The sequence below is a fragment of the Streptomyces sp. NRRL B-24484 genome, assembly GCF_000717715.1.
In the GTDB taxonomy this organism is placed as follows: Bacteria; Actinomycetota; Actinomycetes; order Streptomycetales; family Streptomycetaceae; genus Kitasatospora.
In genome coordinates this window covers 56,322-69,325 of the sequence record NZ_JOAI01000025.1, presented here as the reverse complement: position 1 = coordinate 69,325, position 13,004 = coordinate 56,322, and the positions used below count along the sequence as shown (strand labels likewise).

At 75.5% G+C, this 13,004-nt stretch carries 15 protein-coding genes; 4 read left to right on the top strand and 11 right to left on the bottom strand.

The features are described 5' to 3' along the window. Positions 1 to 240: 240 nt before the first annotated feature. On the bottom strand, positions 241 to 477 hold the full coding sequence (locus IE98_RS0122875) for a DUF397 domain-containing protein (RefSeq protein WP_030271775.1): 237 nt from the start codon (positions 475 to 477) through the stop codon (positions 241 to 243). Positions 478 to 685: 208 nt separating this feature from the next. Between IE98_RS0122875 and IE98_RS0122870 the strand changes: the two genes are divergently transcribed. Then, positions 686 to 1,234, top strand: a complete 549-nt coding sequence (locus IE98_RS0122870) for a PTS-dependent dihydroxyacetone kinase phosphotransferase subunit DhaM (protein WP_078661215.1) — start codon at positions 686 to 688, stop codon at positions 1,232 to 1,234. Between the two features lie 91 nt (positions 1,235 to 1,325). After that, entirely contained in the window at positions 1,326 to 2,255 is a 930-nt protein-coding gene (locus IE98_RS0122865; RefSeq protein WP_030271773.1) for an NAD-dependent epimerase/dehydratase family protein, read from the top strand. Here the strand turns inward: IE98_RS0122865 and IE98_RS0122860 are convergent. From IE98_RS0122860 to IE98_RS0122835, 6 genes are all read right to left on the bottom strand, one after another. Further along, the gene (locus tag IE98_RS0122860) at positions 2,242 to 2,733 is read right to left on the bottom strand and encodes an NUDIX hydrolase (protein ID WP_030271772.1); all 492 of its coding nucleotides are present in this window, start codon (positions 2,731 to 2,733) and stop codon (positions 2,242 to 2,244) included. The genes IE98_RS0122865 and IE98_RS0122860 overlap by 14 nt on opposite strands. Before the next feature lie 38 nt (positions 2,734 to 2,771). Beyond that, a complete protein-coding gene (locus IE98_RS0122855) occupies positions 2,772 to 3,422 on the bottom strand; it encodes a NeuD/PglB/VioB family sugar acetyltransferase (protein WP_052390840.1) in 651 nt (216 codons plus the stop codon). 7 nt (positions 3,423 to 3,429) lie between these two features. Next, positions 3,430 to 4,122, bottom strand: a complete 693-nt coding sequence (locus IE98_RS0122850; RefSeq protein ID WP_030271769.1) for a sugar transferase — start codon at positions 4,120 to 4,122, stop codon at positions 3,430 to 3,432. Positions 4,123 to 4,160: 38 nt separating this feature from the next. Then, a complete protein-coding gene (locus IE98_RS0122845; protein ID WP_234443636.1) occupies positions 4,161 to 5,354 on the bottom strand; it encodes a glycosyltransferase in 1,194 nt (397 codons plus the stop codon). Next, positions 5,347 to 6,180, bottom strand: a complete 834-nt coding sequence (locus tag IE98_RS0122840) for a polysaccharide deacetylase family protein (RefSeq protein ID WP_030271765.1) — start codon at positions 6,178 to 6,180, stop codon at positions 5,347 to 5,349. The genes IE98_RS0122845 and IE98_RS0122840 overlap by 8 nt, the downstream gene beginning before the upstream one ends. A gap of 286 nt (positions 6,181 to 6,466) precedes the next feature. Beyond that, entirely contained in the window at positions 6,467 to 6,724 is a 258-nt protein-coding gene (locus tag IE98_RS0122835; protein ID WP_030271763.1) for a hypothetical protein, read from the bottom strand. A gap of 297 nt (positions 6,725 to 7,021) precedes the next feature. Here IE98_RS0122835 and IE98_RS0122830 point away from each other — a divergent pair, with 297 nt between their 5' ends. Then, a complete protein-coding gene (locus IE98_RS0122830) occupies positions 7,022 to 8,038 on the top strand; it encodes a polysaccharide deacetylase family protein (RefSeq protein ID WP_234443635.1) in 1,017 nt (338 codons plus the stop codon). A 73-nt stretch (positions 8,039 to 8,111) separates the two neighbouring features. Here the strand turns inward: IE98_RS0122830 and IE98_RS0122825 are convergent, their stop codons facing one another. Together IE98_RS0122825 and IE98_RS0122820 are read right to left on the bottom strand one after the other, a co-directional pair. Further along, positions 8,112 to 8,843 (bottom strand): tyrosine-protein phosphatase, encoded by a 732-nt coding sequence (locus tag IE98_RS0122825; RefSeq protein WP_030271760.1) that lies wholly within the window; start codon positions 8,841 to 8,843, stop codon positions 8,112 to 8,114. Between the two features lie 56 nt (positions 8,844 to 8,899). Continuing rightward, positions 8,900 to 9,679, bottom strand: coding sequence for a glutamate racemase (locus IE98_RS0122820; protein ID WP_030271758.1), 780 nt, complete (start codon positions 9,677 to 9,679; stop codon positions 8,900 to 8,902). A gap of 72 nt (positions 9,680 to 9,751) precedes the next feature. Here IE98_RS0122820 and IE98_RS0122815 point away from each other — a divergent pair, with 72 nt between their 5' ends. Then, entirely contained in the window at positions 9,752 to 10,897 is a 1,146-nt protein-coding gene (locus tag IE98_RS0122815) for a glycosyltransferase (RefSeq protein ID WP_030271756.1), read from the top strand. A gap of 155 nt (positions 10,898 to 11,052) precedes the next feature. Here IE98_RS0122815 and IE98_RS0122810 read toward each other — a convergent pair whose 3' ends face one another. Both IE98_RS0122810 and IE98_RS42900 read right to left on the bottom strand, forming a co-directional pair. Next, complete coding sequence (locus IE98_RS0122810; protein ID WP_030271754.1) at positions 11,053 to 11,628, bottom strand: flavodoxin family protein; 576 nt, start codon at positions 11,626 to 11,628, stop codon at positions 11,053 to 11,055. A 176-nt stretch (positions 11,629 to 11,804) separates the two neighbouring features. Further along, positions 11,805 to 13,004 (bottom strand): glycosyltransferase family 4 protein, encoded by a 1,200-nt coding sequence (locus tag IE98_RS42900; RefSeq protein WP_159401026.1) that lies wholly within the window; start codon positions 13,002 to 13,004, stop codon positions 11,805 to 11,807.

Genomic DNA, 13,004 nt, shown 5'->3' with positions numbered 1-13,004 from the left:
GCCGAACGCACTCCGGTGCGTGCGGGGACACCTCGGGAGGAGCTCGTCGCCGGCGCCGGTGACGGGCAGCACAGCGGGCGCCGTGCACGACCGCGTGGGGGCGGTCGGCACGGCGTCTGCCTGCTCCATACTGTGGGCCGCCGCTTGTCCAGCAGTCAACGAGTTTCGGTCCATCAGAATTCATTTGTGACCTCCGTGCCGTCACCGGGGGTTCAGCCGGAGGTCCGCCGGGCGCCGGCGTCAGGTGAGGTCGAACTCGCCGTCCCGGGCACCGAGCACGAAGGCCCGCCACTCGGCCGGGGTGAAGACGAGGGCGGGGCCGTCCGGGTTGCGCCCGTCCCGCATCGCGATGAAGCCGTCGACGAAGGCGATCTGGACGTCTCCGTCGCCCTGGCTGCTGGAGAGCCACTCCGCCCCGTCGAGGTCGAGTCTCGGCTTGGGCATGCGCCCCGCGCCGGTCACCGTGTCGGTCGCCATCCCCTGCTCCTCACGCTGTCGTCCGGGCTCCAATGTAGCCAGCGGCCGGTCGGCGGCGGGGCGACTTCGGCCCGTGGGCGGGCGATGCGGCGGATCGCCCGCCGGGCGGCGGCCGGCTGTGGTAGACACGGCCGCCATTGGCCCGTCCCGCGGCGCGGGGCTGCGAGAGTGGTGCCCGCACGATCGTTCAGCCACCAGGGAGCAGCCGATGGACCGCCGGGCCGGCACGCGCGCCGATGTGATCCCGATCTCCGACGCCCCGTCAGCCCCCGGTGCCGGGTCCGCGACCGCGACCCGGCCGGCGGCGGTGCCCAGGCCGACCCGGCCGTCGGGGCACGGCCGGGTCGGGGTGGTGCTGGTCTCGCACAGCCAGGAGCTGGCGCTGGCGGTGCGCCGGCTCGCGCTGACGCTGTCCGGCAGCGACGACCCGGCGCCGGTCTCGGCGACCGGCGGCACCCCGGACGACGGCCTCGGCACCAGTGCCGTCCTGGTGGCGGCCGCGGCCCGGCGGGTGGACCAGGGGCACGGGGTGGCCGTCCTCTCCGACCTGGGCAGCGCGGTCACCACGGTGCTGGCGCTGCTGGCCGACGCGGACGAGCACGGGCTGCCCTTCCCCGTGCGGTTCGCCGACGCACCGTTCGTGGAGGGCGCGGTGGCGGCCGTGGTCACCGCGACGGCCGGCGGCGACCTGGCGGCCGTGCTGGACGCGGCCGAGGAGACGTACCGTCAGCACAAGACCGGTCGGCCCCATTTGTGACGGAACGCCCTCCGGGTGACCGGTGCGCCGCTAGCATCGGCCGGGAGCGCGGGGCGGGGAGAGGCTCCGGCCGAACGGGGGGAGTCCCAGCATGCGCGTGGTCGTCACCGGCGGAGCCGGCTTCATCGGCGCCAACCTCGTCCGGGAGCTGCTGACCCGCCCGGAGGTCGAGGAGGTCCGGGCGGTGGACGACCTGTCGACCGGCGACAAGGCCAACCTGGACGGGCTCGGCGTGACGCTGCACCAGGGCACGATCCTCGATTCGGCGCTGCTGGACGAGGCCTTCGCGGGCGCCGACGCCGTGGTGCACCTGGCCGCGCTGCCCTCGGTGCCCCGCTCGGTGAAGGACCCGCTGGCCAGCCACCACGCCAACGCCACCGGCACGCTGGAGGTGCTGGAGGCGGCCCGCCGCGCGGGCGGCCTGTACGTGGCGGCGGCGTCCTCCTCGTCGGTGTACGGCGCCAACCGGGAGCTGCCCAAGCGCGAGACCATGCGCACCGCGCCGATGAGCCCGTACGCGGTGAGCAAGCTGGCCACCGAGGCGTACCTGGCGGCGTACCACCACTGCTACGGGCTGGGGGTGCTGCCACTGCGCTTCTTCAACGTCTTCGGCCCGCTGCAGCCGGCCGGGCACGCGTACGCCGCGGTGGTGCCGGCCTTCCTGGACGCGGCGCTGGCGGGGCGGCCGCTGACGGTGCACGGGGACGGCGGGCAGAGCCGGGACTTCACCTACGTCGGGACGGTCGCCCAGGTGCTGACCGGGGCGGTGCTGCGCCGGGTCGTCCACGCGGATCCGGTGAACCTGGCGTTCGGCACCCGGACGACGCTGATGGAGCTGGTCGGCGAGCTGGGCTCGGTGCTCGGCCGCCCGCTGGAGACGGAGCACACCGAGCCGCGGGCCGGGGACGTCCGGGACTCGCAGGCGGACAACGGGCGGCTGCGCGAGCTGTTCCCGGACGTCCGGCCGGTGCCGCTGCGGGAGGGCCTGGAGCGGACGGCGGAGTGGTTCAGCCGGCGCTGACCGGCGGTTCGAAGGAGAAGACGGTGTGCTCGGCGCCGGCGAGGGCGAGGTCCAGCCGGTGCCGGGCGTAGCCGTCCAGCGGGGGCAGCGCGTCCTGGGCGAACCAGCCGACCTCCAACGACTCGTCGTCGTTGACCCGCGGCTCGCCGGCCAGCAGCCGGCAGCGGAAGGTCAGGTCGAGGTACTGGGCGCAATCGCCGTTCGGGTAGTGCTGCATCGGGGAGACGGTGACCGAGGTGAGCCGCTCGGGCCGGACGCTCACGCCGGTCTCCTCCAGCACCTCGCGGGCGAGGCCGTCGGCGGGCTGCTCCCCCGGGTCGAGGATGCCGCCGATCAGCGCCCACCTGCCGTTGTCGCTGCGGCGGTTGAGCAGGACGCGGCCGTCGTCGTCGACGATCACGGCGGCGACCCCGGAGAGCCAGAGCGGGCGGGTGCCCACGAGGGCGCGGAGTTCGGCGAGGAAGCTCGGAATGGCCATGGACCGACCCTAACCCGCGGGGTCGGGCCGGGCCCGCGTCAGCCGCCGTCGGCCGTCCGGCGTGCGGTCCGGCGTGCGGTCCGGCGCAGCGGGCGGGCCGGGGAGCCGACCACGACGGTGCCGGCCGGGACGTCCTGGGTGACCACGGCGGCCGCGCCGACGAAGGCGTCCTCGCCCACCGTGCGGCCCTGGAGCACCACGGCGTTGGAGCCGACGGTGGCGCCGTCCGCGAGCCGGACGGAGCCGGAGACGTTGCCGCCCGGGTAGACGGTGACCCGCTCCCCCAGCACCGCGTCGTGGCCGACCGTGGCGTTGTAGTGCACCTGGCCGTGCGCCCCGAGGCGGACGCTGCTGGAGACGTACGCGCCGCCCATCACCAGGCAGCCGGGGGCGAGTTCGGTCTCCGGGGCGATCAGTGCCCGTGGGTGGACGAGCAGCGCGGGCTCGCCGCCCGCCGCGTCCAGCAGGGCGGCGAGCCTCAGCCGGACGTGCGGGTCGGCGATGCCGACCAGGTAGCGGCTGCCGGGCGGCAGGTCCTCGGGGGCGAGCACCTTGAGTCCGCGGACCTCGGTGCCGCGGGCCCGGTCGTCGAGGAATCCGGCCACCGGGACGCCGGCCGCGAGTGCGGTGTCGAGTGCCTCGCGGCCGACGCCCCCGGCGCCGGCGATCCACAGCTGGGCTTCGGTCATGGCTCCATCATCGGCCGGCGGCGGCGGGTGAGGCTGCGGACGGGGCGGCCTCCTCGGCCTCCCGGGGGGCGGGCAGCGGGACGACGACGCGGGCCGGCGGCTCGGCCGGGACGGGGAAGCCGGGGTTGACGCCGCCCGCCGCGGTGATGCCGGCCGGGCGGAGCAGCACCCCGACGGTGAGCAGCAGGATGCGCAGGTCGAGCAGGAGCGAGCGGTGCGCGATGTACCAGAGGTCGAGTTCGATCCGCTCCGGCCAGGTGATCGAGTTGCGGCCCCTGACCTGGGCCCAGCCGGTCAGGCCGGGGCGGACGGCGAGCCGGCCGCGCTGGTGCTCGGAGTAGTGGACGACCTGTTCCGGCAGGGTCGGCCGGGGGCCGATGACGCCCATCTCCCCACGGGCGACGTTCCACAGCTGGGGCAGTTCGTCGAGGCTGGTGGTGCGCAGGAAGGTGCCGAGCCGGGTGATCCGCGGGGCGTCCGGCTCGTCGGCGTAACGTTTCTCCCGCATGGTGCGGAACTTCAGGATGTCGAACTCCTTGCCGTGCCGTCCGGTGCGGGTCTGCCGGAACAGCACCGGGCCCCCCATGGTGCAGCGGATCAGCACGACGATCAGCAGGCCGAGCGGGACCGCGACGGTCCCGGCCGCCGCGGCGATCAGCAGATCGCCGCCGCGCCTGACTCCTCCCCCAACAGTCTGCATGCTCTCCCCCGAACGGGTGTGGTGGTGTGGACGGGCCCTCAGCCGACCGTCCAGGGCAGCCTTCTGGCCCTGGCCACGGCCGCGTAGGTCTCCAGCGAGACCCGGGCCACCGCACGCTGGTCGAACTCGGCGAGCGCCCGCGCGCGGGCCGCCCCACCGAGCCGCGCCCGCAGGTCCGGCTCGGTGAGGAGCCGGTCCAGCGCCGTGGTGAGTGCCCGGGCGTCCCCGGGCGGTGCGAGCAGCAGGTGCTCGCCGTCGGTGCCGATCTCCCGGCAGCCGCGGATGTCGCTCAGCACCATGGGCAGGCCGCTCGCGGCGGCCTCCATGGCGGAGCGCGAGAAGCCCTCGCGGTGCGACGGCAGGACGAAGACGTCCAGGGCCGCGTACAGCTCGGGCATGTCGGAGCGGGCGCCGAGGAAGTCGGTGCCGCTCTCGGCGCCGTCCAGTGCGTCCGGCTTGTCCGGGTCGGGCGGGCCGATCCAGACGAAGCGGGCCTTGCCGGCGAGTGCCCGCGCGGCCTCAGCGAACTCCCGGATGCCCTTCTCGGCGACCTGCCGGCCGACCCCGCCGACCAGCAGCTCGCCCTCGGCGACGCCGAGTTCGGCGCGGAGCCGGGCGCGTTCCGCCGAGCGGTCGGCGGTGAAGCGGGTGAGGTCGACGCCGTTGCCCACCACCCGCGAGCGGTACCGGGGCACCGCGCGGGCGAGGGTCCGCCGGTCCTCGGCGTTCTGGTACAGCTCTGCGTGCGAGAAGCGGCCGGCCACCGCCTCCGCGCTGAGCACGAAGGCCCGCTTCGCCAGCGGGTCGTGGGCCTGCGCCCACAGGCCGTGGCAGGTGTTCACCACGACCGGGACCCGGGCCAGCCGGCCGAGCACCCGGCCGAGCACGCCGGTCTTCGGGTTGTGGGTGTGCAGCACGTCCGGTTCGATCCGGCGCAGCACGGCCAGCAGTTCCCGTCCGGCGGCGGCGTCGGCCCGCGGGTGCCAGGCGCGGGTCAGGGCGTGCAGCGGCTCGTGGCGCACGCCGATCGCCTCCAGCTGCGGCACGTACGGGCCGGGGGCGCTGATGCCGTAGGTCTCGAAGCCGGCCTCCAGGTCGACGGTGAGCTCGGTGGCGAGCAGCAGCTGCAGGCTCATGTCGACGGTGGTCAGGTGGGCGACCCGCAGCGGGCGGCCGCCGGGACCGCGCAGTCGGGGCCCGGGCCGCGGGGCGCGGGCGGCGGTCTCAGGCACGGGCGCCCACCGCCTTGGCGGCGGCCACGATCCGGGCGTAGGCGCGCTCGGGCAGCAGCCGGCCGTGGAGCTTGGCGCGGAAGAAGTCGATCGGGTCGGTGCGGCGGACGGGCACCCGGCAGAACCGGGCCGGGTCCGAGCCGGGGAGGTTGCGGCCGACCTCGCCGGTGGCGGCCGTCCGGAAGCGGGCGCGCAGCGCGACCGCCATGTGCGGCACCGGCACGCCCCAGGTGTAGGCGAAGTGCCGGGGCCGGGTGCCGAGGTGCTCCTCGACGTCGTCGTTGCAGCCGTCCAGCTCGGCCGTGGTGAGGAGCACCGGCCGGGCGTGGCTGCGGGTGTGGTTGGCGACCGTGCAGAGGCCGGAGTCGGCCATCTCGCGCAGCTGCGCCCAGGTGAGACCGGGCGCGGCCGGGCCCTTCGCGGTGGAGCCCTCCCAGCGCATCTCGCCGCCGACGTGGCCGCTGGCCAGGTAGACGGTGAAGGGCAGGCCGCGTTCCTCGAGCAGCGGCCAGGCCCGCTCGTACACGTCGGCGAAGCCGTCGTCGAAGGTGAGCACGGTGCTCGGGGTGGGGCGGCCGGCGGCCAGCCGGTCGGTGGCCTCGTCGATGGAGACCACCCGGCCGGGCGGCAGGTCGGCGAGCAGGTCCAGCTGGGCGGTGAAGTCGGCGGTGGCGACGTCCAGTTCGTCGGCGGTGCCGCCGCCGATCCGGTGGTAGATGAGGTACGTGGCGCCCTCGCCCGGCACGGAGCCGGCGGCGCGGGCGAGTCCGCGCTTCAGCGTGGTGCGGAAGCCTCCGGCAGCCGCGGGCGCGGCGGTCGTCCCCATCGTTCTCCCCTCCGCGGCGCGCTCCCCGGCGCCGTCCGGCCGGCCCCTGCCCGGCGGCGGTCGAGGGCCGGGCGGGAACCACAGTAGGGGGAAGTGTGGGGCTGCTGCCCGTGAAATGTGAAAGAAGCGCGCAGGCGGGCCGAAAACCGGCCCGTCCGGTCATTCCGTCGGCACTTCCGGCCGGAAATCGGCGGGGTCCGCGGGAATTCGGCCGGGGAGTCGGGAAAAGCGCGGCACATGCCGGACGCCGCCGTCCGGAATTCGGTCGGGTGTCCCGTCCGGGTCGTCAGCCGACCCTGGCCGGCGGGCGCAGCACGGCCACGGCGACCCGGGCCAGCACCACCACGCCGGCGCCCAGGCAGCCCGCGACGGCCATCGCCCAGGCCGGGCCGCCGGTGTCCGGGACCAGCACGGCCACCAGGATGCCCACCGCGATGCAGGCCGCACCGACCACCGTGAGCAGCAGCTTGTGGCGCTCGAGCGCGCAACCGCTCCACATCCGCGCCCAGCGGGTCACCGCCTCGTGACGATCCGTGTGCACCATGTCCTCCACGCTACTCGGGCACCCCGCAGCGGGCACACCGCCAGTGTCCACGAGAAGGCCGGAAAGGCGCCCGCGCACGCCGGACGAAATTTCGCCGACGGCCGTACAACCATCCGTCGGGTCCGGTGGTCTCCATTACATTGAGCGATCCAGGAGCCGTCCGCGGCCGGGCAGGGAGTCCCCGGCAACGGACCGGATCACACCGGGGGCGGAGCCGCCGCACCCGGGGTCGGAGGCCGGGCTCCGCCTGCCGACGGTACCGCCACGCCGCACCGCGGCGACCGAGGGGGGAACCGCGTGCCGTACTCCGAGTCCACGACCTTCAGCGATTCCACGACCGTCCGCACCCCGTCGACCCGGACCCCCGTGCGCGGGGCGGTGCACGCCCGCCACGGCACCCCGGCGCTGCGGGACCGCGGCAGCTGGCTGCGGCTCACCCCCGTCCAGCCGCTCTTCCGGGCGCGCGCGGCGCAGCGGCTCGCCGTCCTCGCCTACCACGGGGTCACCGATCCCCGGTCCTTCGGCGCCCAGCTGGACCGGATGCGCCGGCTCGCCAACCCCGTCTCGCTGTCCGACGTCGAGCGGGCGGTCTCGGAGGGGCGGCCGCTGCCGCCGCGGTCGGTGCTGATCACCTTCGACGACGCGGACCGCTCCGTCTTCACCCACGCCCTGCCGATGCTCGCCGCCCGCGGCATCCCGGCCGCCGCCTTCGTGATCGCCGAGCTGATCGGCACCGACCGGGCGTTCTGGTGGCACGAGGCCGCCTACCTCGCCCGGCACGGCGGCCGGGCCCGCCTGCTGCCCGGCGGGCCGCCCGGGCGTCTGCTCGCCCGGCTGCGCGAACTGCCCGACCCGGACCGCCGCCGCTGCCTGCAGGAGCTGCGGGTCAGCGCGGACAGGCGGCCGCCGCGGCAGGAGCAGCTCCGCCCCGAGGACCTGCGGGCGCTGCGGGACGCCGACGTGGCGATCGGCAACCACACCCTCGGCCACCCCTCGCTGGCCCGCTGCGACGACTCCACCGTGCACACCGAGATCACCGGCGCCCACCTGGCGCTCAGCCAGTGGCTCGGGGAGGCGCCCACCGCGTTCGCCTACCCGGACGGGGGGTACGACCCGCGGGCCGACGCGGTGCTGCGGCGGCTGGGGTACCGGCTCGGTTTCCTCTCCGACCACCGGCTCGGGCCCCGGCTGCCGGCCCACCCGCTGCGGATCAGCCGGCTGCAGGTGGACTCCACGACCGGGACGCGCCGCTTCGACACCATCCTGTCGGGCCTGGAGCCGGCGGTGCAGCGGCTGCGCGGCGCGGCGGTGTGAGGGGCGGCGGTGTGAGGGGCCGGCCGGGGCGCGTGGGTGGCACCTCACGCGCCCCGGTGTGCGGCCCCGCGTGTCAGGGCGTGTCCAGCAGGCGGGTGCGCAGGGCGGTGACGAGGGCGGGGTCGGCGTCCAGGCGGGTGGCGGCGTAGTCGGCGACGGAGCCGTAGCGGTCGGCGAGGCCGGTCAGGAAGCGGCGCATGATCCCGGCGGGGGCGCGGCCGTAGCCCGGCCAGACGAGCGTGAGGTCGGGGTGGCGGGCGTGCCATTCGGCGACAAGGCGGGCGGTGGCGTCCTCGGTGCGGGCGAAGTCGGCCAGGACGTCCTCCTCCGGGACGCCCAGCAGGGTCAGCACCAGGGCCGCGACGATGCCCGTCCGGTCCTTGCCCGAGTAGCAGTGGAAGACCAGCGGCGCATCCGCCCCGGCGATCACCCGGAGCACCTGCGCCAGCTCGTCGGCCCCGTCCTCGGCGACCTCGGCGTAGCGCTCGGCCAGGTAGACCGCCGGGTCGACCTCGGGGCCGAGGGCGGCCTGGTCGTAGGGGCGGTGCTCGATCGACAGGTTGTGGAAGGCCAGCCCGGGGAGTTCCGGGACGCGGGCGGTCTGCGCGATCTCCCAGGGGTAGCGCAGGTCGATCACCGTGCGGACGCCCAGGGCCTCCAGACGGGCCAGGTCCGGGCCGTCCAGCTTGCCGAGCGAGTCGGAGCGGAAGAGCACGCCCGGCCGGAGGGTGCGGCCGTCGGCCGTCCGGTGGCCGCCCAGGTCGCGGAAGTTGCACAGCCGGTCGAAGACGATCGTGTCGGTCATGCCGTCACCCTACGAACCGGCCCGCCACGGCGGGCCGGAACGGGCGGATCCACCGGTCAGCGGACGGGCAGGCCCCGGGAGATCAGACGGCCCTCGGGGTAGGCGGCCGCGGCCTCGGCGAGCGAGGACGGGCGGCCGCTGTGCAGCACCGTCAGGGTGCCGGAGCCGGGGGCGAGGTCCCGGCCGTCGAGGCGGCGCAGGGCCTGGGCGGCCACCGCGTCCGCGGAGCCGTGGAACCGGAGGCCGGGGTCGGCGATGCCGGCGAGGGCGGCGGTGATCTCGTCCCGGACCAGTTCGTAGTGGGTGCAGCCGAGGACGACCGTGGTGGTGCCGACGGGGGTGCGGCCCGCGGCGTCCGCGACGGCCGCGGCGACGGCGGCCCGGTCACCGCGCTCCACGGCGTCGGCGAGTCCCGGGCAGGCGACCTCGGTGACCTCGGCGCCGCCGCCGAACTCGGCGATCAGCCCGCGCTGGTAGGCGCTGCCGGTGGTGGCCGGGGTGGCCCAGATCGCGACCCGGCCGCCCGCCGCCGCGGCCGGCTTGATCGCCGGGACGGTGCCGATCACCGGCAGCCCCGGCTCCAGCTCGGCCCGCAGCCGGGCGAGCCCGTGCACGGAGGCGGTGTTGCAGGCGACGATCAGCGCGTGCGGTTCGAACGCCGCGGCGGCCCGGGCGCAGGCCAGGGCGTGCTCGGCGATGTCCTCCGGGGTGCGCGGGCCCCAGGGCATGCCGTCGGGGTCGGAGGACAGCACCAGGTCCGCGTCGGGGCGCAGTGCGCGCAGGGCGGCGGCGGCCGCGAGCAGTCCGATTCCGGAGTCCACCAGTGCGATCTTCACAGGGGACGACTCTACCGAACGGCTCCGCACGGGAACCGCTGCGGAGGGGCGGTGGTGCGGCAGACTGCCGGAGTGACCGTGCTGCTGTGGGTGTCCGCGCTGTCCCTGGCGACCTGGGTGTGGCTCGCCTGCTGCCACGGCATGTTCTGGCGCACCGACCGGCGGCTGCCGCCCCGGCCCGCGCCCCGCCGGTGGCCCTCGGTGGCGGTGGTCGTCCCCGCCCGGGACGAGGCCGCGGTGCTGCCGGACTCGCTGCCCGGTCTGCTCGCCCAGAAGTACCCCGGCGCCGCGCGGGTGATCCTGGTCGACGACCACAGCTCGGACGGCACCGGCGCCCTCGCCGGCCGCCTCGGCGAGGGCGGCGGACTGCCGCTGACGGTGACCCTCCCTCCCCCGCTGCCGGCCGGCTGGACGGGCAAGCTGTGGGCCCTGCGGCACGGCGTCGAGCTCGCCGGCGACACCGACTTCCTGCTGCTCACCGACGCCGACATCGCGCACGGCCCGACCCTGCTCGCCGACCTGGTCGCCGCGGCCGGGGCGAACGGCCTCGACCTGGTGTCGCAGATGGCCCGGCTGCGGGTGGAGACCCGCTGGGAGCGGCTGATCGTGCCGGCCTTCGTGTACTTCTTCGCCCAGCTGTACCCGTTCCGGTGGAGCAACCGGCCCGGCTCCCGGACCGCGGCGGCGGCCGGCGGCTGCACGCTCGTCCGGCGGGTGGCGCTGGAACGGGCGGGCGGGGTGGCGGCGATCCGCGGGGCCGTCATCGACGACGTCAACCTCGCCCGGGCCGTCAAGCGGACCGGCGGCCGGACCTGGCTCGGGCTGGCCGAGCAGGTCGACAGCGTGCGGCCGTACCCGCGGCTGGCGGAGCTGTGGCGGATGGTGTCGCGCAGTGCCTACGCCCAGCTGCGGTACTCGCCGCTGCTGCTGGCCGGGACGGTCCTCGGACTGGCACTGGTCTACCTGGTGCCGGTCGTCGCGCTGGTCGCGGGGGCCGCCGCGGGGTCGGCGGCGGTCGCGGCGCTGGGCGGGGCCGCCTGGGCGGTGATGACGGGGACCTTCGTCCCGATGGAGCGGTACTACGGGAGGCCGTGGGCGGAGGCGCTGCTGCTGCCGTTCACCGCGGGCCTGTACCTGCTGATGACGGTGGACTCGGCCGTCCAGCACCGGCGCGGCCGAGGAGCGTCCTGGAAGGGCCGGAATTACGGACGGCCGTAGGGCGCGTGAATCCGCGCAATTCGGATCCGGCCCGCATTGTCAGATACGGCAAACCCGAAAAGAGGGGCGCGGGGAACTGCGCAATTCGGAAGGCACTGACCAGGTGCCTTTCCACTGCGTGCAGTTCCCCGCGCCCCCGGGGTCACCCAGTCAGGTCAGGCGGAGAAACGCTGGGCCTGCTCGGCGACGCGGCGGCCGAGGTGCTCGGCGGTGGCCAGGTCGGACTTGTGCATGGCGTCGGCGCCCTGGTCGCCGTTGGACTGGGCGGCGGCACCCAGCCAGACGCCGAGGCGGTTCAGGTCGAACTCGGAGGCGGTGGACTTGTTCCAGCCGGGCAGCAGGCCGAGGCTGACCCACATCATGCTGTGCTGGGCGGCGAAGACGGAGAGCGACTGCAGGGCGTGCAGCTTGTCGCCGCTCTTGGCACCGGAGTTGACGAAGCCGGCGGCCAGCTTGTCCTTCCACTGCTGCTGCATCCAGCGGCCGCTGGTCTTCTCGACGAAGGTGCGGAAGGCGGCGGAGACGTCGCCCAGGTAGGTCGGCGAACCGAAGATGATGGCGTCGGCGGCGTCCAGCTGCGCCCACTGCTCGTCGGTGATCTGGTCGACGGCGATCAGGTGGACGGTGGTGCCGGCGACCTCCTCCGCGCCCTGGCGGACGAACTCGGCCTGCCGGGCGGTGTGGCCGTAGCCGCTGTGGTAGGCGATGGCGACGCTGATCTCGCGTGACATGCTGTCAGATCCCTTGGATAGAAGGAGAGCAGAGCGGTCGCCGCGCGCTGCGCCCGCGAACGACCCGACGCCGTAAGGCTGCCAGCTGCGGCAACGCCGTCACAACGCCGGATCGACGGGTTCGATCACAGGGAATGACCGGCCGGGTGCTCACCGTTCCCGGCAGGCCCGGTGGTTCACCGCCCGAGCAGGCGGAGCGCGGTGGGCTTGGTGAACTCGTACCTGGCCATCTGTTCGAGGTCGCGGAGCCAGCGGGCGGGGCCCGGCGGGGCGGCCAGCACTTCGAGGTAGAGCTGCTCGAAGGCGGAGGAGACGCTCTCCAGCGAGAAGCGGCCGACCACCCAGTCCCGTCCCCAGCGGCCGAGTTCGGTGCGGCGGCCGGGGTCGTCGAGGAGGCCGCGGATCTGCTCGGCGAGCGGGCCCGGGTCGCGGCTGCCGTCGCCCCAGCCGTACATGCAGCGGGAGGCGTGCGGTTCGACCAGCGGGCCGGGTTCGTGGACGGCGGTGTAGCCCGCTGCGCCGTGCACGACGACCGGCTTGGCGAAGGCGAGTCCGCGCAGGGCGGAGCCGCCCATGCCGAGGACGACGTCGGCGGCGTCGTAGGCGGGCCGGGGGTCGGCCAGCTGGCCGGGGACGAGGACGGCCTCGCGGCCGAGGGCGGCGTTGGTCTCGGCGGCGCGCCGGCGGAGCCGGTCCAGGCTGGGGCCGGCACCGACGATCGCGAGGCGGACCCGCGGGTCGTCGAGGGCGCGGACGGCGTCGACGGTGAGTTCGGCGCCGGCGTCCTTCTCCAGGTCGGGCACCAGGCGGGTGACGATGGCGAGCAGCAACTCCTCGTCTTCGATGCCGTGTTCGCGGCGCCAGGCGGCGCCGTCGGCCCGGCCGGGGGCGTCGGTGGCCGTGTTGACGGGCGGTTCGACGAGCCGGACGTCGCGGTGGCCGAAGGCCCGGCCGTCGCCCACGAGGGCGCCGAGGCCGAGCACCAGCGGCTGGTGCCGGGGCATGCCGCGCAGCATCCGGATGCCGTAGAAGGTGGTGACCACGGGGATGCGGCCGAGCCGGCCGGGCCCGAAGTAGCCGTTGCGGGCGGCCCGGACCTCCCAGGCGTGGACGAGTTCACTGCCGTGCTCGTCCGCGAGCCGGTCCAGCCGGCGGCGGACCTCGCGGTGCGGGGTGTCCGGGCCGCCGGCCACCACGACGTCGAGGCCGTGCCCGGCAGCGACGCCAACCAGGGGGGCCTCGCCGGCCACGCCCTGGGCGAAGAGCACCGGGTCGTGGCCGCGGTCGCGCAGGGTGCGGGCGATGTCGACGGCGTTCAGCTGCGCCCCGCCGAGGGCCAGGTTGTTCAGGTGCACCAGCACTCTGACGGGTCTCAC